The 19069-nt window shown below is 66.6% G+C and carries 13 protein-coding genes; 7 read left to right on the plus strand and 6 right to left on the minus strand.

Annotation, left to right across the window (positions count from 1 at the left end; all coding sequences use genetic code 11):
- Positions 1-40: 40 nt before the first annotated feature.
- Positions 41-580: an XRE family transcriptional regulator gene (locus VN856_RS02560; RefSeq protein WP_325685849.1), complete on the minus strand. Its 540-nt coding sequence runs from the start codon at positions 578-580 to the stop codon at positions 41-43.
- Positions 577-3564, minus strand: coding sequence for an MMPL family transporter (locus tag VN856_RS02565; protein ID WP_325685851.1), 2988 nt, complete (start codon positions 3562-3564; stop codon positions 577-579). The genes VN856_RS02560 and VN856_RS02565 overlap by 4 nt, the downstream gene beginning before the upstream one ends.
- A gap of 261 nt (positions 3565-3825) precedes the next feature.
- On the opposite strand from VN856_RS02565, the gene VN856_RS02570 reads away from it, so the two are divergent.
- On the plus strand, positions 3826-4344 hold the full coding sequence (locus tag VN856_RS02570; RefSeq protein WP_325685869.1) for a hemophore: 519 nt from the start codon (positions 3826-3828) through the stop codon (positions 4342-4344).
- On the opposite strand, the gene VN856_RS02575 is transcribed toward VN856_RS02570, so the two are convergent.
- Positions 4337-5479, minus strand: coding sequence for a YbhN family protein (locus tag VN856_RS02575; RefSeq protein WP_325685853.1), 1143 nt, complete (start codon positions 5477-5479; stop codon positions 4337-4339). The two genes, VN856_RS02570 and VN856_RS02575, sit on opposite strands and share 8 nt — an antisense overlap.
- A 106-nt stretch (positions 5480-5585) precedes the next feature.
- Here VN856_RS02575 and VN856_RS02580 point away from each other — a divergent pair, with 106 nt between their 5' ends.
- The gene (locus VN856_RS02580) at positions 5586-6734 is read left to right on the plus strand and encodes an AI-2E family transporter (RefSeq protein WP_325685855.1); all 1149 of its coding nucleotides are present in this window, start codon (positions 5586-5588) and stop codon (positions 6732-6734) included.
- 18 nt (positions 6735-6752) lie between these two features.
- Here VN856_RS02580 and VN856_RS02585 read toward each other — a convergent pair whose 3' ends face one another.
- From VN856_RS02585 to trmB, 3 genes are read right to left on the minus strand one after another with little or no spacing between them, the layout of a single operon-like run.
- Positions 6753-9671, minus strand: coding sequence for an MMPL family transporter (locus tag VN856_RS02585; protein WP_325685857.1), 2919 nt, complete (start codon positions 9669-9671; stop codon positions 6753-6755).
- 49 nt (positions 9672-9720) lie between these two features.
- Positions 9721-10416 carry an NYN domain-containing protein gene (locus tag VN856_RS02590; protein ID WP_325685859.1) on the minus strand — a complete coding sequence of 232 codons (696 nt, stop codon included), beginning with the start codon at positions 10414-10416 and terminating at the stop codon, positions 9721-9723.
- Between the two features lie 2 nt (positions 10417-10418).
- On the minus strand, positions 10419-11207 hold the full coding sequence (gene trmB / locus VN856_RS02595; RefSeq protein WP_414686851.1) for a tRNA (guanosine(46)-N7)-methyltransferase TrmB: 789 nt from the start codon (positions 11205-11207) through the stop codon (positions 10419-10421).
- 225 nt (positions 11208-11432) lie between these two features.
- On the opposite strand from trmB, the gene VN856_RS02600 reads away from it, so the two are divergent.
- The 5 genes from VN856_RS02600 (at position 11433) to fadD4 (ending at position 18923) form a co-directional block, all read left to right on the plus strand.
- A complete protein-coding gene (locus VN856_RS02600; RefSeq protein ID WP_414686852.1) occupies positions 11433-12359 on the plus strand; it encodes a hypothetical protein in 927 nt (308 codons plus the stop codon).
- A complete protein-coding gene (locus VN856_RS02605) occupies positions 12356-13936 on the plus strand; it encodes a hypothetical protein (protein WP_325685861.1) in 1581 nt (526 codons plus the stop codon). The genes VN856_RS02600 and VN856_RS02605 overlap by 4 nt, the downstream gene beginning before the upstream one ends.
- 124 nt (positions 13937-14060) lie before the next feature.
- Positions 14061-15890: a phosphoenolpyruvate carboxykinase (GTP) gene (locus VN856_RS02610; RefSeq protein ID WP_325685863.1), complete on the plus strand. Its 1830-nt coding sequence runs from the start codon at positions 14061-14063 to the stop codon at positions 15888-15890.
- 157 nt (positions 15891-16047) lie between these two features.
- The gene (locus tag VN856_RS02615; RefSeq protein WP_325685865.1) at positions 16048-17331 is read left to right on the plus strand and encodes a sodium:proton exchanger; all 1284 of its coding nucleotides are present in this window, start codon (positions 16048-16050) and stop codon (positions 17329-17331) included.
- Between the two features lie 62 nt (positions 17332-17393).
- Positions 17394-18923 (plus strand): fatty-acid--CoA ligase FadD4, encoded by a 1530-nt coding sequence (gene fadD4 / locus VN856_RS02620; RefSeq protein WP_325685867.1) that lies wholly within the window; start codon positions 17394-17396, stop codon positions 18921-18923.
- The last annotated feature ends 146 nt before the right edge of the window (positions 18924-19069 follow it).

Here is a 19069-nt window from a genome sequence, read left to right on the forward strand (position 1 = left end):
TCCGCCGCAGCGTCAGATCGTCGGGACGGCCGATCATCTGCTAGCCGCGCGGCGGCCGCGGCCGGGCACGCTGAGGCGGCAGCTGCGGTTGCGGTTCGTGCGACCGGGCCTTGGCGAAGCGGTCGGACAGCCGGCGCATCCGGATCATCAACGATGCCGACGGGCTGGTCGTGGCATCGAGGTAGGCGCCCAACTCGTCGGCGGGCACGCCGATCCGGGACGCGAACTCGGGCAACTTCAGTCCCGACCGCTCGATCAGGACGCCGACGTGACGGGCCACCTCGTTGCGCTCGTTGGCTTCCAGGTGTTCGCGGGCGCGGTCCAGCACTTCGGCGAGGGCCTTGGAGATGCCGTAGGGCCGTGACGTCTCCAGCACTTCTTCGACCTGTCGGGCGGTGCGCCCAAACGGGTCGCGTTTGATGGCGACCGCTATCTGCTTCCAGGTGGCGATGTCGCCGCCCTCGAGCGCTGAGCGGATTGCCGAGGTCGGCCAGAACTCGACCGGGCGATCGCCATTGCGCGGGCGCGGTGGAGGACGGTGCGGCGCCTGTCCATGGCGTCGATCCGCTGCCAACGTCACCTCGCCTCCTCCAGCATCGCCACCGCTACCGAGAGGCAGCGTTGTTTGACGCCTTCCCAGTCTGCCTTCGTATCGGACTCCGGCCAACCGTCGTTATCAAGATCCGCCGGATGCGGGTCAGCAAGGCGACGGACCAACTGGCTGGCGATCCATTGTCGCCGGGGTGATTGACCAGAGTAATACCTGTCCATCCCGGCCAGCACTACTGCGGCGGTCTCGGCGTCCATCGTGTCGACCAGCTCAGCAAATTCGGCGTAATCCCGGCTGCTGTTGCGGCTCATGATCAGGTAACCCTTGAGCCGCAGCGTCTCGGCGCCGGTCGGGACCTGCAGCCGATCGCCGGTGGGCAGCTGCACGTGGGTGGTTTCCAGCGGGCTGCTCCGCTCGAAGTGCGGCTGATCGGGTTCGGTGTCTGCTTGCAACGCATCGAGGGCAACCGAAAGTCGGCCGCGCCACAGGGTGACCGGGTGCACCGGCCGCACGGCACGCGGCGCTGCGCGGCCGGTGCCGTTGCGATGCGCCAGGCCGCCGACGAACTTTCTGGCCACCGACTGACCGTTGCTCCCCGGCGGCGTCCCGATCACCGCCAACTGGCGGGTGGCGGAACTGGCGACGTAATGACTGTCTTTGACCCGTGCCTGGACGTCGCTGCTACGGACGCATCCGATGAAGGCCAGCGGATCGGCGACGGTGATCGCGTCGGGCACCAGGTTCTTCAGCCGCGCCGCGGACTTCAGCACGATCCGCAGGTCGGCGCTCGGCACCGCGGGTGCCGAGATGTCATCGGGGATCATCACGATGTCGCCGAGATCGACTGCAGGCAAGGGCTTTTCGAAGTCAACCGATGGCAGGATGCGCTCCAGCCAGGCGGGCAGCCACCAGTTCCACTCAGCGAACATCGCCATCAGGGCGGGCACCATCACCAGGCGCACCACCGTGGCGTCCACCGCGATCGCGACCGCGCACGCCACGCCGATTTCGGCGACCAGTGGCATACCGGCGAACGCGAACCCGATGAACACCGCGATCATGATCAGCGCGGCGCTGGTGATGGTGCGTGCGCTGGTGCTCACGCCGTAGGACACCGCGTCGTGGGTGTTGCCCGACTGCAGGAAGCGTTCCCGGATGCGGGTCAGCAGGAAGATCTCGTAGTCCATCGACAAGCCGAACGTCATGGCGAGCACCAGCGGCGGAACCGTGCTGTCGATGGAGGTGATCGGGGCAAAGCCGAGCTTTTCCAGCCACCCCCACTGGAAGACCATCACCAGGCTGCCGTAGGCCGCGGCTACCGACAGCATCGTCATCACCACGCCCTTGAGCGCCAGGAACACCGACTGAATCGACAGCAGCAGCATCACGAAGGCGATCAGCGCGACGAAGACCAACACCAGCCACTGGGTGCGGGACACCTGATCGTCGAAGTCTTTGATCAGCGCGGTCGGGCCACCGACACTCACCTGCGCCGAACCGCTGGCCGCTTCGGGAAGGTGGCTGCGCAGCCAGGTAATGGTGTTGCGGGCGCCGAGATCCTCGGGATCCACCGACAGCATCGCCGACAGCATGGCGCTGCTGTTGTTGTCGGCGAACACCGCTGGGGCCACCGAGGCGATGTTGGGGGACTGGCTTATCTGCTTGCTGATATCGGCGAGTGTCTGGGCGTGCGCGGCCGAGGATGCGTCGCTGTCGGGGAAGGTCACCAGCACCTGCACCGGGCCGAGCGCGCCGGGACCCAGCGCCTCGGACGCCGCCGACACCCCGGCCCGGATCTCATGTGAGGAGTTGAATTGGCGAAGCAGGCTGTTGCCCAACACCATTGACAGCGCCGGCACGGCCATCGCGAGCAGCACCGCCGATGCCGTCAGCGCCGACGCCCACGGCCGGCGCATCACGCCGCCGATCCAGTGCGTCCAGAACCGTGACTGCGTGGTTTCGGGGCGCCGCGACAAGTGCAACGCCGCCGACCGCTTGGCAGCCGACCGGCCGAACGTCGCCAGCACGGCCGGCGTCATCGTCGTCGCCGTCAGCATCGCCACGGTCACCGCGAGAATCGCGCCGGTGGCCATGGACGCCAGCGCCGGAGTGTCGATCAGATAGATACCGGTCAACGACGCGACGACGGTCATCCCGGACAGCGCGACGGCCAGGCCCGACGTCGCCATCGCCGCGTCGACCGCCTCCTGAGGTTGGCGTCCGGCACGCAGCTCCTCGCGGAAACGCATCAGGATGAACAGCGAATAGTCGACGGCCAGCGCGATACCGAACATCGACACCGTCGAGGTCACGAAGACCGACATCGTGGTGTAGGCCGACAGCAGATAGACCAGGCCCATCGTGATCGCGACGGTGCAGATACCCAGCGCCAGCGGAATGGCGGCGGCGGCCAGCGAGCCGAACACCGCCAGCAACACGATCAGGATGATCGGAAAGTTCCACTGCTCGGCTTTGGCGATGTCGTGTTTGGTGTTGGCCGCCGCGGCCGTGCTGAGCGCACCCTGGCCGATGACGTACAGCCGCACCCGGCCGTCGGCCATCTGTCCCGGCCGTTCGCCCTGGACGCCGATCTTGACCCGCAGCTTCTTGGCGGCGTCGCTGGCGCTGGCGTTGTTGGTGGAATCGAGCCGCAGTGACACCACGTACGGCCGGTCGGGCTGCGGCGAAGGCTGCGCCGCATTGGGCACCACCGCCACATCCGGCATCTGCTTGGCGACCTGCTGCAGAAACCCGGCCGCGGCATTCATGTCCTCGTAGCTGGCGTCCGCGCGCGGCGCCGCCACCAGCGCCAACGGCGAGGTGCCCTGGTCGGGGTAGTGCGCCTCGAGTTGGTCGTGGACCCGCAGCGACTGGGAACCGGGCACGTCGAAACCGCCACCGGTGAGGTGACCCGACTGGGTCACCACCAGGTAGATCGCGGGTAATAGCGCGAGCAACCAGCCCGTGAAGACCAGCCAGCGAAACCTGCGCAGGTTGCTGCTCAAGCGCATCATGAAGTGCTGGATTTCGGTCTCCCCGGCATTAGCGTTGCGTGTCCGCGAGCCTACCGCAGCAAGCTATGTGCCGATGCCGCTGAGCTGCAACAACTCGGCAACGATGCCACGTTGCGTCAGGTGTGACGAGATTCCCGCACGCTGAGTTGGCGACAGCGACGGACTGGGTGGCAGGATGGCCAGCGAGTGTCGGCATTGCGCCGCACGCTGTCTGCGAGGCGAACCTGACCTCGCAAGCCACGAGGAGCCTGTATGACGTCCCTGACTGCAAACACCGCGACGCTGCGCCGTCGACTGCTCGGCGTGCTGACCGCGACCGGTTTGAGCGGCGCCGCGGCAGCGGTGTTGCTGTCCGCGCCCGCGGCCGTTGGGGCCTCAGACCCGTGTGCGGCAAGTGAGATGGCCAGGACGATCAGCAACGTTGCGCGGTCCGCGGGCGACTACCTCGACGGGCATCCGGAGACCAATCAGGCGATGACCTCGGTTATGCAGGAGCCGGCCGGTCCACAGTCGGTCAATTCGCTGAAGGGCTACTTCGACGCCAATCCCAAGGCGGCCAGCGATCTGCAGACGATCGCGTCGCCGCTCGCGGGGCTGTCGAGCCGGTGCAAGATGCCGATCGGCCTGCCCCAGGTACTCGGCTTCATGCAGTCGGCGCAGGGTGCGGTTCCGGGCGGGTTGGCTGCAGGCCTGGGCGCGGCGCAGGGCCTCCCCGGCGCGCAGAACGCGGTCCCGGGTGGCGCCACAGCGCTGCCGGGTGCCATCAGCGCATTCAAGTAAGCCGTTCGTCCTCGGCCGGCGGAAGCGGGCCCTGCAGGGCGTCGGGCGCTTCGATGACCTCGTGACACGGCGTTGGCTCTGACTCGTCGTCGGGGTCGAGCGCATTCTCGGTGCGGAACACGAAAAAGAACACCACCCAGCCGACCGCCGCGAGCAGTAACCAGCTGATCAGCCGGTAGATCAGCATCGTCGAGATCGCGACCGGCAGCGACATGCCGCTGGACACCAGGCCCGGCACCAGCACCGCCTCCACCATCAGCAGCCCACCGGGCATCAGCGGGATCGTCCCGACCGCGCGGGCGGCTGCACAGGCGACCGTCAGACCGCCCACCGAGGGATGCGCCCCCGCGGCGTACGCCGCGAACCCCAAGCACGCGACGTCGGCGAACCGATTGATCAGCGACCAACTGAAGGCCGTCGCCAGGTCGCGCCGGCTCAGGCTGACCGACTCCAGCTGGCAGAGCATCTCCCGCCACTTGGCCAGTCCCACGTCGGCCGGCTTGCCGCGTAACGCGTTGAACCGTGCCAGCACTCGGCAACCGATCCCTTCGATCAGTTCCGGTCGTGACGCCACCGCCTGGGCCAGCAGCAGCAGTGCGACGAAGCCGCCCAGGGTGAACAGCAGCGAGAACGGGTTGTTCTTGGCGCCGAGGAAGAACGCGCCGCCGAGCCCCAGCAGCGCCAACCCCACCGCCTGCAGCACACCGGACATCACCAGCTGCCAGGACGCGACCAACGTCGAGGCGCCCCAAATCCTTTGCTGCCGAAGCAGGAACGTCGCAGCGAGTACCGGGCCGCCGGGCAGCGTGGTGCTCAGCGCGTTGGCCGCGTAGTAAGCGGCCTCGGACCGTAACTTGTTGACCCGCACCCCGGCCGCCACCAGCAGGGTCCGCTGAACCTCAGCGAAGCTGTGCATCAGCAGGACGGCCGCCAGGGCCGACGCCAGCAGCCACCACCAGTTCGCCGAGTAGAGGCTCCGGGCGGCCTTGGCCAACTGGTCCCAGACCAGTGCCACTTCGACGGCCAGCACGATCGCGACGACGGCCAGGGTGGCCCACCGCAGCCACCAATACTTGCTGCGGGCATGCTCGTCGAGCTGTCCGTTGACGTTGTTGGCCGCTGCGCCGTGCGACACGAGTTCAGCGTAGCCGTGCAGGTCGCGCCCGGATCGCTGTGCGGCGCAGGTGTCCGCATTGTTTTACCCGCATGTGACCTGCGCATCGACGGTTAGGGTGGGCCGTATGCCATCGAGGGCCACCACCGACTCCGCGGATTCGGTAGAACCGATCGTTCGCAAGACCGCAGCCTGGGCCTGGCGATTGCTGGTGATCCTGGTCGCGGTGATCACGTTGCTGTGGGTCATCAAGCGACTGGAAGTCATCGTCGTCCCGCTGCTGCTTGCTTTGATGCTGTGCGCGTTGCTGGTTCCGGTCGTCGACTGGCTGGACCGCCGCGGTGCGCCCCGCGGCGGCGCCGTGGCGTTGGTGATACTGGCCGGCTTCGCGATTCTGGGCGGCATCATGACGTTCGTCGTCAGTCAATTCATCGTCGGCGTACCGGATTTGGTCAACGAGGTCACTCGCAGCATCGACACCGCAAAGAAGTGGCTGATCGAGGGACCGCTGCATCTGAGCCGCCAGCAGATCGACCACGCCGGCAACACCGCGATCCAGGCGCTGCAGCACAATCAGGAAAAGCTGACCAGCGGGGCTCTGACGACTGCAACCGCGATCGCCGAAATCGTCACGGCCGCACTGCTGATGATGTTCACGCTGATCTTCTTCCTCTACGGCGGTCGCAACATCTGGCAGTACGTGACCAAGATGTTTCCCTCTGACCACCGGGAACGGGTACGCGACGCGGGCGTCGCCGGATTCCGCGCGCTGACCGGCTATGTGCGGGCCACCTTTTTGGTGGCGCTGGTCGACGCGCTGGGCATCGGCACCGGGTTGGTCATCATGGCCGTGCCGCTGGCGCTGCCACTGGCCTCACTGGTGTTCCTCGGCGCGTTCATCCCGCTGGTGGGTGCCGTCATCAGCGGCTTCCTGGCGGTGATAGTGGCGCTGCTCGCCAAGGGATTCGTCTACGCGCTCATCACGCTGGGCCTGCTGGTCGCGGTGAACCAGCTCGAAGCCCACATCCTGCAGCCGCTGGTGATGGGCCGGGCGGTCTCGATTCATCCGCTGGCGGTGGTGGTCGCGATCGCGGCAGGCGGCGTGCTCGCCGGCGTCGTCGGGGCGCTGTTGTCCGTCCCGACCGTCGCGTTCTTCAACAACGCGTTCCAAGTCTTGCTGGCCAAGGATCCCGAGGCCGCCGTCGAGGAAACCGAGGACGACGAAGGCTCGATCATGCAAGTCGAGCCGGACGAGCTGGAATCCAAAAGCAAATAGCGCCAAGCGGATTCGCGGCTACATGCGACCTTCGCGGCGCAGCAGATCCGCGGCGCTGAGCCCGCCGCCGCGGCGACGCGGTGGGTTCTCGCCCCGAGCGTTGAGTTTTTCGGTGGCCGTCTCAGGGTCCTTGTTCTCCCGCGGCGGGGTCGGGATCGCGGTGGTGGCGTCTCCGGGTTCGGCGGGCGGCTCGCCCGACGACTGGTCGCGCGGAATCTGCAGAGCCCGGGTCTCGTCAGCGGACGGCTGCGGCGGCGTGGGGCCGGCGCCACGCGGGTCGCCGGTCTTCCCGCCGCGCAAGTCGCTGAGCCAGGACTCGATCTCGCGGTCTTCCCCGCGAGCGGGTGGCGGCGGACCCTGCGGCGGAGCAGGCGGACGTCCGCTCGACGGGTTCGGCTGAGCCGAGAAGCGAGTCGTCGGAGCCTCTTTCGGCTCGGGTCGTCCGGGAGCCGGCATTCTCGTGGTGCCGGCGGCCGATGGTGCGTCCGGAGCCGCCGGCCGGGGCGGAGGCGCAGCCGGTCGGGTCGGCCGTGGCGCACCGTCGGCGCTGGGATGCGTGGGGTCGTGCGGGGGGCGGGGTGTCGACGTGACAGGCGGGCGGGTGGTTGCCGGCCGAGACGACCGTGTCCGCGGCGACGGCAGCTTGCGTTCGTCGGGCAGGTGAATCTCGCCCAGCCCCAACCGGTTCTGCAGGCGCCGCATCCACATCGGGGCCCACCAGCAGTCGTCGCCGAGCAGCTTCATCACCGCGGGCACCAGGAACATCCGAACGACGGTGGCGTCCAACAGAAGTGCGGCCATCAGCCCGAAAGCCAGATACTTCATCATCACCAGGTCGGAGAAGACGAACGAGCCGGCGACCACGGCCAACACCAATGCCGCCGCGGTGATCAGACGGCCCGTCGTCGCCGTACCGATCCGAATGGCCTCGGCCGTCGACATGCCGCGCGCCCTGGCCTCCACCATCCGCGATACCAGGAACACCTCGTAGTCGGTGGCCAGACCGAAACCCACCGCGACCACCAGCGCGATCAGGACGACCATCAACGGTGTCGGCGTGAAATTCAGCCAGCTGGAGAAATGCCCGTCGACGAAGATCCAGGTCAGAATGCCCAGCGTGGAGCCCAGGGTCAGCGCGCTCATCACGGCGGCCTTGATCGGCAGCACCACCGATCCGAATGCCAGGAACATCAACAGCATCGTCGTGCTGAGCAGCACCACCAGCATCAGCGGAGCCTTGTCGAACAAGCTGTGGATGCTGTCCTGTTCAAGCGCCGGAACGCCGCCGACCAAGACGGTCAAGCCTCTTGGTGGCGTGATCGATCGCAGCTCAGCAAGCTTCTTGGCCGCATCGCCGGCGTTCGACAGACCGTTCTGGATGACCCGGACCGAGTCATTCTTGGGATGGCTGCCATTCGGTCCCGAGACGCACGGGTTGCCCTCGATCGTCGGGCAAGCGCGCTCCTGCCAGGTCGTGTCGGTGAATCCGCTGATCGAGGCGGCGTCGTTGCGGATCTCGGCGACCTGCTGGTCGGTGACCTTGCTGTGGTTGTTGCTCTCGATCACCAGCGTCAGCTGGTTCGTGCGATAGCCGGGGAACGATTTGTCGAAGTTCTCCTGTGCCAGGCGTACCGAGTTATTCGGCGGCAGGTACTTTTCGCTCATACCGCCGAAGGAGAGATTGTGCAGCGGGATGACCAGCGCGATCATTCCGATGATGATGGGGATGGCGAAGACCAGCGGCCGCCGCATGACGACGTTGACCAGCTTGCCCCAGAACCCGGCTTCCACCTCTTCACGGGTCTTGGTCTTCTGCAGCCGATCGGCGAGCCAGTTCAAGTACACGCGCGACGGCGTCCAGTTGGCCAGGAAAGGAATGCGGAACAGGGTGCGCACGCCGAGGGCGTCGACGTGCTTGCCGAGGACCGCCAGGCAGGCAGGCAGCAGGGTGATCGACAAGATCGCGGCCAGCGTGACCGAGATGATCACCGCGTAGGTCAGCGACTTGACGAAGCCCTGCGGCAACAAAAAGAGGCTGGAGGCGGACACGGCGATCAGGACCGCCGAGAACACCACCGTGCGACCGGCCGTCATCACCGTGCGGCGGACCGCGGCCTCGGTGTCGTATCCCTCGGCGATCTCTTCACGGAACCGACTGACCACGAACAGCCCGTAGTCGATGGCGATACCGAAGCCCATCATGGAAACCACTGGCTGGGCGAAGAAACTCAGCGGCCCGAACATCGTGATCAATCTCAGGATGCCCAGCGAGCCGGCGATGCTCAGTCCACCGACCATGACCGGCAGGGAGGCCGCGATCACACCGCCGAATACCAGGAAGAGCACCACCGCCACCAGCGGTAGCGCCAGCACTTCCATACGCTTCTGGTCAGTCGCAATGGTGCCTGTCAGTGCGTTGGCGATCGGCTCCAGGCCGGCGAGCTGGATGTTGCCGCCGTTGAGCTTCTGCAGATCCGGCTCGATGTCCTTGTAGTTGGTCAGAATCGTGTCGTCATCGTTGCCCTTGAGCGGGATGCTGACGAAGGTGTGTTTGCCGTCCTCGCTGGCCATTCCCTTGATGATGGGGTCGGTGCTGGTCGGCGCGGCCAGCCAGCCGGCCCAGCCGACGACCTGGTCCGGATGGTCTTTTTTGAAGGCGTTGAGTTCGTCGACGATCTTTTTCTGCCACGCCGGGTCGTTGACCGACTTAGGGGCGGTGAAGGTCGCCACGATGTGGCTGGTTCGGTCGCGCCCGTAGGTGTTGTCGCCAAGTACCGATGCCTTGACCGATTGGCTGCCGTCGTCGTAAAACCCGCTCTGCGTCACGTGCTTGCCGAGGCTTATCCCGAAGATGCCGCCGAGCAGGCTCAGCGCCACCATCACGCCGATCACGATGAACCGGTAGCGATAAACAGTTCGACCCCACCAGGCGAACACGTAAGCTCCTTACTGGATCTGCGGCGACCCGCGCATTAGTTTTGAGTTGTCAGACACGCGAGGTCAGCAACGAGGACAGCGGCCGGAACGGTTGCAGCCACGCCCCCTTCTCAGGCAGCGAATCGAGGCCGATCCGCGGCAGTGGCTCCCGGAACACTCCGGTGATGTCCTCCAGGTCGACAAACTCCAAGGTATCCGACGCTAGCGCCCAACTGGCATGTTCGCGAAATCCAAGCACCTGGACGGGTATCCCGCTACGCGAGATTTCCTCGAGCGGCAGCCGGAATGCCTGCCCATCGGCGGACGCCACCATCAACGCCGCCAAACCCTCCTGCGAACGCTGCGCGATGTGCGCGAGCATGTCGCTGTCGACGTCACTGTCCTCATCGAGCTTGGGCTTGGCGAAGACCGCGAATCCGACGTTGCGCAGCGCATCGACCCAGGGCCGCACCACATCAGCGCTGCCCCCGGCAATATTGGTGAACACGGTGGCCTCGGGTTCGGTCGACACGTCGCTCCGGTTGACCGCCACTTCGGCGGCGCGGGCAAGCAACCAGCGGCCGAGCGCGTCGAAGCGGGGCCGTTCCGTCGCGGTGGGCCGCCGGCCCAGGATGGAGCCCAGCCCCATGTCCAGGTTTGGCGCATCCCAGACCAGAAGTACGCGACGAGCCGCCGGCGCCGCGTCGGCAGCGGGGTCGCCGGGCAACCCCACCGGGGCGCTGGTTTTTTCTTCAGTGAGGCTCATAGTCAGCGTCTTTCCCAGAGAAATTCGGTGACCGCGCTGCCGGCAACGTGCGCCTTGCCCTCGTATTTCGTGACCGGACGCACGACGGAGATCGCCGTGTCGGCGTGGGCATCCAGCCTGGTCAGCCTGGGTTCGGCGTCGCCCACCTCGGCGATCTGCTCGGCGTAGCCGGGATGGTCGGTGGCGGCGTGCAGTACCCCGCCCGGCCGCAACCGGTCCGCGATCGTGGCCACCGTCTCTGGCTGCAGCAGCCGGCGCTTGTGGTGACGGGCCTTGGGCCACGGGTCGGGGAAGAACACCCGGACCCCGCTCAGCGAGCCGGGGGCGATCAGTTGGTCCAGCACGTCGACCGCATCCCCGCGGATCAGCCGGATGTTGGTGACGCGTTCGCGGTCGATGCCGGAGAGCAATTGGGCCAGCCCGCGCCGGTAGACCTCGACGGCGATCACGTCGACGTCCGGTTCGGATTTCGCCATGGCCAATGTGGAAGTGCCTGTGCCACAGCCAATTTCAAGAACAAGTGGTGCATCGCGGCCGAACCAGGCGTGGGTGTCCAGCGGTTCGGCCGGGGCTTGAGGGTCGTGTCCAGACGTGGCGACGTAGCCGAGCTCGGGCCACAGCCGCTCCCAGGTCCGCTGCTGGGCGGCCGACAACTGCGAGCGCCGCGAGCGGAAACTGGTCGTCCGGCGATAGCCGCCAACGCCACGTTCCGCACGCAGGTCGGAAGTGGGCGTCGGCGGTGTGGCCGCGTCCACCCAGGGTTGCGCGCGCATCCGTTCATCGTTACCCATGAACCCATCATGTTGCCGCCCGCGGGGCAGATTGATACCCAACAGTTGCCTTTAGCTGGTATCTGGTGACTCGCTTCGCGGCCGTGCAAATGTCACCATTCGTCGACAAACCGGTGGTGGTGCGCCGCGATCGGCGTTTACTCGGCCACAATGAGGCGTTGGCAGCAACTAAGAGGCGGATAGGGGCATCCGATTTTCGTCGACGAGCTGGACCGATTTGCGGACGTGGTTTCCAACCCGCGCTGCGCCGCGATCGCCAGGCGGCTCGCCACCCCAGTACGGGTGGCGGTATCGGGACGCCGCGGTGTCGGCCGTTCCACGGTCGCGCATGCTCTGGCCCAGGCCGGGACCCTGCGCGGCACGATTACGCTGACCACCTCTGCGGCCGCCGACGTTGACCTCTATGTTCTCGCCGACGCGGTCAAACCCGAGGATCGCGGTGCGATCGAGGCGGCCAGGCGGCCGCTGCTCGCGGTGCTGAACAAGGCGGACCTGATCGCGACCACCGAATCCGGCTGCCATCCGCACGGGCCGACCACCGCGGCCAGGGCCCGATGCGTGCGACTGTCTGACCATGCCGGCACATCGATAGAACCCGTGGTGGGCATCCTCGCGGTCGACGGCCTGGACGAGGCGCAATGGTCGGCGCTGCGGGCGCTGGCCGGCGGACATCCCGTCGAAGCGGAGTCGCGCCGCCGGCTGATGGACACCCTCGACGCGTTCGGTGTTGCGCAGGCGACCGCCGCGATCCGGCGTGGGGCCACCCGTGCCGACGTCGTAGCCCTGCTCCGGAGCCTGAGCTGTATCGACGAGATCGCCGACAAGATCGAGGCGCTCGGCGCACCCGTGCGATACCAGCGGCTGCTGGATGCCGTCGCCGACCTGGAGGCGCTGGCCGTCTCCGACCGGCGAATCCGCGAGTTCCTGTCCCGCGACGACACGGTGGTCGCCCGGATGATGGCCGCGGTGGACGTCGTCGAGGCGGTCGGTTTGGACGTCGAGCGAGGCGACACGGCCGCGGCGCATCTGCGCCGCGCGGTGCACTGGCAGCGCTACCGCCGTGGGCCCGTCGCGGCTACCCACCGCGCCTGCGGCGCGGACATCGTCAGGGGTTCGCTGCGGCTGTGGGCGAAGGTCGGAGGGGCGGTGTGACCAAGAAGCCAGATAATGACGCGGTTGCCGAGGTGGACGCGATCGTGGCGGCGATCGGCCCGCAACTCGACGCACCGAACATCGAGCGCGTCGACGCGGTAATGGTCGCCGGGCCATGGCTGGCCGGGGTGACCAGCGTGGTCGCCGCGCTCAGCGAGCGGTTGCCCAAGCGGAAGTTCGTCGAGTCAGCGGGCCTGGAAGCCGGCGAAGCGCCGGCGGTGGTGGTGTTCGTCGTTTCGGCGGCCGCCACGTTGACCGAATCCGACTGCGCGCTGCTCGACGCGTCGGCGGCCGAAACCGACGCGGTGATCGGCGTGGTCTCGAAGATCGACGTGCACGGCAACTGGGAAGAAGTCCTGGCCGCCGACCGCGAGGTGCTGGCGTCGCACGCGACGCGTTACCGGGACGTGCCCTGGATCGGTGTCGCCGCGGCGCCCGAATCCGGTGAACCCCGGGTCGACGACCTCGTCGCCGCGGTATCCGACAAGCTCGGCGACAAAGACCTTCCGCGGCGAAACAGGTTGCGGGCGTGGCACTCCCGATTGCAGACCATTGCCGGCCGATACGATCGCGACGCCGATGGCGTGGGCCGGCGGGCGCGAGTCGAAGTGCTGCGCGACCAGCGCAGCGCGATCCTGCGGCAGCGACGACTGTCCAAGTCCGAGCGCACGATCGCTTTGCGTAGCCAGACCCAGCAGGCTCGGGTTCAGCTGTCGTACTTCGCCCGCAACCGCTGCGCGTCGGTCCGCTCGGAGCTGCAGGAGGACGCCGCGAGCCTGACCAAGGCCAAGCTGCCGGAGTTCGAGTCCTACGCGGGTGCGCGCCTCAATGAGGTGATCACCGAGGTGGACGATGGCACGACGACACATTTGGCCGACGTCGCGCAGGGGCTGGACCTGACCGTTGACCTGCCGGCACCGTCGACGCTCCCGACGATCGAGGTTCCGGCGCCGCAGCTGAAGTCGCGGAAGCTCGAGACCCGGCTGATGATGCTGGTGGGTGCGGGCTTCGGGTTGGGGGTGGCGCTGACGTTGAGCCGGCTGCTGGCCGATCTGACGCCCGGGTTGACGGTGGCCGGTGCCGTCGCGTGCGCGGCGGTCGGACTGGCGCTGACGGTCTGGGTGGTCGGCACCCGCGGGCTGCTGCGCGACCGCGCGCTGCTCGACCGCTGGGTCGGCGAGGCGACCGCGCAACTGCAGTCCGCGGTCGAGCAACTGGTGGCGACCCGGGTACTGGCGGCGGAGTCGACGTTGACCGCCGCATTGGCCGAGCAGGACGAGGGCGAGAGCGCACGGGTCGCCGAGCAGGTCAGCGTTATCGATACCGAGCTACGCGAACACTCCGTCGTCGGGGCGCGCGCCGCCGCGCTGCGCGGGCGCGAGATGCCGACCCTGCAGGCCGCGCTCGACGCGGTGCGGGCGGAACTCGGCGAAGCCACCGGGCCAGACGAGGTCGCCTATACCCCTTCCGACGACGCGGGCGCACCGTCCGAGACTTCGGTGCCTTCCGGCGACGGCGACGGCGACGGCGAAATTGACGAAAGTTCGCCGACAAATACCGCCGATAACGTGTTCTGAATCGTTCCTGTGAGTTAACCGATACGGCCTCGACTTTTTCTGGGTATACACCTCGCGATAACCTGTGTAGAGGCCGCCGCAAACTAGCCGCGCAACACGCACAAAGCGACTGCAGGAGATTTTGATGACTTCAGCGACCGTTCCTGGTCTGGACACTGCCCCGACGAACCACAAGGGGCTGCTGTCCTGGGTGGAGGAGGTCGCCGAGCTGACCCAGCCGGACCGGGTGGTATTCGCGGACGGCTCCGACGAAGAGTGGCAGCGGCTCGCCGACCAGCTGGTCGAGGCCGGCACCTTCACCAAGCTCAACGAGAAGAAGCACAAGAACTCCTACCTGGCGCTGTCGGACCCGTCCGACGTGGCCCGCGTGGAGTCCCGGACCTTCATCTGTTCGGAGCGCGAGGTCGACGCAGGCCCGACCAACAATTGGAAGCCGCCGGCCGAGATGCGGGCCACCATGACCGAGCTGTACCGCGGCTGCATGCGCGGTCGCACCATGTGGGTCGTCCCGTTCTGCATGGGGCCGCTCGGTGCCGACGACCCCAAACTCGGCGTGGAGATCACCGACTCCGAATACGTCGTCGCCTCGATGAAGGTGATGACCCGAATGGGCAAGGCCGCATTGGAAAAGCTTGGCGATGACGGCTTTTTCGTGAAGGCTTTGCACTCGATCGGTGCTCCGCTGGAGCCCGGGCAAACAGACGTGCCGTGGCCGTGCAATGACACCAAATACATCACGCACTTTCCGGAGACCCGGGAAATCTGGAGCTTCGGGTCCGGCTACGGCGGAAATGCGTTGCTGGGCAAGAAATGCTATTCGCTGCGGATCGCGTCGGCGATGGCCCACGACGAGGGCTGGCTCGCCGAGCACATGCTGATCCTCAAGCTCATCTCGCCGGAGAACAAGGCGTACTACTTCGCCGCGGCGTTCCCCTCGGCCTGCGGCAAGACGAACCTCGCCATGTTGCAGCCGACCATCCCGGGTTGGCGCGCCGAGACGCTCGGTGACGACATCGCCTGGATGCGGTTCGGCAAGGACGGCCGGCTGTACGCGGTCAACCCCGAATTCGGTTTCTTCGGGGTGGCACCGGGCACCAACTGGAAGTCCAACCCGAACGCGATGCGCACCATCGAGGGCGGCAACACGGTGTTCACCAACGTCGCGCTGACCGATGACGGTGACGTGTGGTGGGAAGGCCTGGAGGGCGAGCCGGATCACCTGATCGACTGGAAGGGCAACGACTGGCTCCTCCGCGAGACGGAAACCAAAGCCGCGCACCCGAATTCGCGTTACTGCACCCCGATGTCGCAGTGCCCGATCCTGGCGCCGGAGTGGGACGACCCGCAGGGCGTGCCGATCTCGGGCATTCTGTTCGGTGCGCGCCGCAAGACCACGGTGCCGCTGGTGACCGAGGCCCGCGACTGGCAGCACGGCGTGTTCATGGGAGCCACCATGGGCAGCGAGCAGACCGCCGCGGCCGAAGGCAAGGTCGGCGACGTGCGCCGCGACCCGATGGCCATGCTGCCGTTCCTCGGCTACAACGTGGGCGACTACTTCCAGCACTGGATCGACCTGGGCAAGAACTCTGACGAGTCCAAGCTGCCGAAGGTGTTCTTCGTCAACTGGTTCCGGCGCGGCGAAGGCGGCAAGTTCCTCTGGCCGGGCTTCGGTGAGAACAGCCGTGTGCTCAAGTGGATCGTCGACCGCATCGAGCACCAGGCGGGCGGCCAGGAGACGCCGATCGGCGTCGTTCCCACCGCCGACGACCTCGACCTTGACGGGCTCGACGTCGACGCCTCCGACGTCGACCGCGCGCTGGCGGTCAATGCCGCCGAGTGGCGCCAAGAGCTGCCGCTGATCGAAGAGTGGTTCGAGTTCGTCGGCGACAAGCTGCCGACCGGCGTCAGGGACGAGTTCGAGGCGCTCAAGCAGCGTCTGGCCGAGTCCGAATAAGCACCCCGCGGCTACCGCAGGGTAGCCACATCCTAAAGATCGGCTAGCCGAACTCTTGGATGCGACCATGCTGACCAGCAAATTTGAGGTGGGTGGGGCATCCATTCAGTAGCCTGGCTATGTTGCTGGATGGGTGCCTGGCGGGTACCTTAACGACGTGACAACCACCGCGCCCGCTGTAACGGAGTCCGGTGCCCGCTCGCGGACCTTGATCCGCTCACTTGCAATCGTCAGCGTCGTCATCTGCCCCGCTCTGGTACTGCGGATCCTCGGTGTTGAACCAGAGCCCGTGCTCGGTCTGCTCGTTTACGGCGGCGCGGTCGTCGGCGCCAGCTTTGTGTTGGCGTGGGCCGCGGAAGCCGCCCAGATCGACGTGTCGGGCAGCCTCGCCGTCGCCGTGCTGGCCGTGATCGCCGTCCTTCCCGAGTACGCCGTCGATCTGTACTACGCCTATACCGCCGGCCACGTGCCCGCCTACACGCAGTACGCGGCGGCGAACATGACCGGCTCGAATCGGCTGCTGATGGGTCTCGGATGGCCGGTTGTCGTTCTGGTCAGCGTCCTGGTGGCGCGCCGGGCCACCGGCCGCAAAGTCGGCGGACTGGACCTCGACGCCAGCAACCGGGTGGAGATCGGCTTCCTGATGGTCGCCGGAGTGGTCGCCTTCGTCATCCCGGTGACGGGTCGCATCCACATCGCCTTCGGTGTGGCGCTACTGGCCTGGTTCGGCTTCTACCTCTACAAGCTGAGCCGCGGCGAGGTCGAGGAGCCCGAACTGGTCGGCACCGCGGCCGCGCTGGGCGCACTTCCCGACCGGGCGCGTCGGATCGCGGTAGCCGCACTGTTCATCTTCGCGGCCGCGGTGATCGTGACGTGCGCAAAACCCTTTGCCGACAACCTGATCGGGGCGGGCACCAAACTGGGTATCGACCGCTTCCTGCTGGTGCAGTGGCTGGCCCCGTTGGCGTCGGAGGCGCCGGAGTTCATCATCGCGACCATCTTCGCCGCCCGCGGCAAGGGTGGCGCCGCGATTTCGACGCTGGTCTCGGCGAAGGTCAACCAGTGGACGCTGCTGATCGGGTCGTTGCCGGTGGCATTCATGCTCGGCGGCGGTGGCGCCGAGATGCACCTGGACGGCCGCCAGATCGAGGAGATCGTGCTCACCGCCGCGCAGACGTTGATGGGTGTCACGCTGTTGCTCGGTCTGCGATTCCAGCGTTGGGCCGCGTGGCTGCTGCTCGGATTGTTCGTCGTGCAGTTCCCGCTCACCTCGACCGAAGGGCGCTTCGCCATCAGCGCTGTGTACGCGGCGGTGGCGCTGGTCGCGCTGGTGAACAATCGCCACCAGCTGATGCCGACGCTGGCCGCGCCGTTCGCCGGTAAGGCCAAGCGTCACGGCGGTCATCCGCACCACCAGCCCGAACCGGTGCTCGAGAGCTAGCTAGCAGCAGCGGATCGCGCCCTCTTGACAGCTGTCAAGTTTCGCGGCGGTACAGTCTGGCCATGCAGATTCGCCAGCACACCTCCGGTCAGGGCGCGAAAGACAAACCCGCGATCATTCTTCACCCGTCCGGCACGGTGATCACCTTCGACGAGTTGGAAGCCCGTGCCAATCGGCTGGCGCATCACTTCCGTCAGGCCGGTCTGGTCGAAGGCGACGCGGTCGCGATTTTGATGGAGAACAACGAGCACATTCATGCCGTCATGTGGGCGGCCCGCCGGGCCGGGCTGTACTACGTGCCGATCAATACGCACCTGACCGCGCCGGAGGCGGCGTACATCATCGACAACAGCGCCGCCAAGGCGATCATCGGTTCCGCCGCGCTGCGCAAGACCTGCGAGAACCTGGCCGAGCAACTGCCCGATGGGTTGCCCGCGCTGCTGATGATCGCAGACGATGACCTTGACGGCTGGCAGCGCTACCCGGAATGCGTTGCAGATCAACCGGATACACCCATCGGCGACGAGGTCGAAGGCGATCTGCTGCAGTACTCCTCGGGAACCACCGGCCGACCGAAGGGCATCAAGCGGGAGCTGCCGCACGTCTCGCCCGCCGAGGCGCCGGGCATGATGTCGGCCCTGGTCGGGTTTTGGATGCATCCGGATGCGGTCTATCTCAGCCCCGCGCCGCTGTATCACACCGCGCCATCGGTGTGGTCGATGACCGTGCAGGCCGGCGGCATCACGACGGTTGTCTTGGAGAAGTTCGATCCCGAAGGCTGCCTGGACGCCATCCAGCGTCACCGGGTCACGCACGGACAGTTCGTGCCGGTCATGTTCACTCGCATGCTGAAACTACCTGAGGCAACCCGCAATTCATTCGACCTATCCAGCCTGGAACGGGTGATGCACGCCGCTGCTCCCTGCCCGGTGGAGATCAAGAAGCAGATGATCGACTGGTGGGGGCCGATTGTCGACGAGTACTACGCGTCCTCAGAAGCCATCGGGTCGACATTGATCAGCGCCGACGAGTGGCTGGCGCCCCCCGGCTCGGTCGGCAAGCCGATGATGTGCCAGCTCCACATTCTCGACGAAGACGGCAACGAGTTGCCACCCGGCCAACCCGGCGAAATCTATTTCGAGGGAGGCTTTTCCTTCGAATACCTCAACGACACGGCGAAGACCGCGGCCTCCCGCGACAAGCACGGCTGGGCGACGGTCGGCGACGTCGGCTATGTCGACGAGGACGGCTATCTGTTCCTGACCGACCGCCGCCACCACATGATCATCTCCGGTGGCGTGAACATCTATCCGCAGGAAGCAGAAAACCTGCTCGTCACCCATCCAAAGGTGCTGGATGCAGCGGTGTTCGGAATTCCCGACGAGGAAATGGGCCAAAGCGTCAAAGCCGCGGTGCAGACCGTCGATCCGGCGGATGCGACCGGCGAGTTCGCCGATGAGCTGGTCACCTGGCTGCGAGAGCGGTTGGCGCACTACAAGTGTCCGAGGTCAATCTCATTCGAGGCGCAGCTGCCGCGTACCGACACCGGAAAAATGTTCAAACACGAACTGGTCAAGAAGTATTCGGTGTGACGCTGCGCGTCGTCGATGTCTCGGATCCTGATACCGCGCTCGACTCTGCACTGCTCGGAGTTCCGCTGGTGGCCGTCGGGCCGTTGGCGAACGCATCCGAATTCTGGCTTCAGCAGGCCACATTCACGCTGACCGAGGATGACGCC

This window comes from Mycobacterium sp., from assembly GCF_035603715.1.
Taxonomy (GTDB): domain Bacteria; phylum Actinomycetota; class Actinomycetes; order Mycobacteriales; family Mycobacteriaceae; genus Mycobacterium.

Bases quoted from the DNA above. Each gene is read 5' to 3' on its own strand.
- VN856_RS02565 (WP_325685851.1), bottom strand. From the start codon at position 3,564: ATGATGCGCTTGAGCAGCAACCTGCGCAGGTTTCGCTGGCTGGTCTTC.
- VN856_RS02580 (WP_325685855.1), top strand. From the start codon at position 5,586: ATGCCATCGAGGGCCACCACCGACTCCGCGGATTCGGTAGAACCGATC.
- VN856_RS02590 (WP_325685859.1), bottom strand. From the start codon at position 10,416: ATGAGCCTCACTGAAGAAAAAACCAGCGCCCCGGTGGGGTTGCCCGGC.
- trmB (WP_414686851.1), bottom strand. From the start codon at position 11,207: ATGGGTAACGATGAACGGATGCGCGCGCAACCCTGGGTGGACGCGGCC.
- VN856_RS02610 (WP_325685863.1), top strand. From the start codon at position 14,061: ATGACTTCAGCGACCGTTCCTGGTCTGGACACTGCCCCGACGAACCAC.
- fadD4 (WP_325685867.1), top strand. From the start codon at position 17,394: ATGCAGATTCGCCAGCACACCTCCGGTCAGGGCGCGAAAGACAAACCC.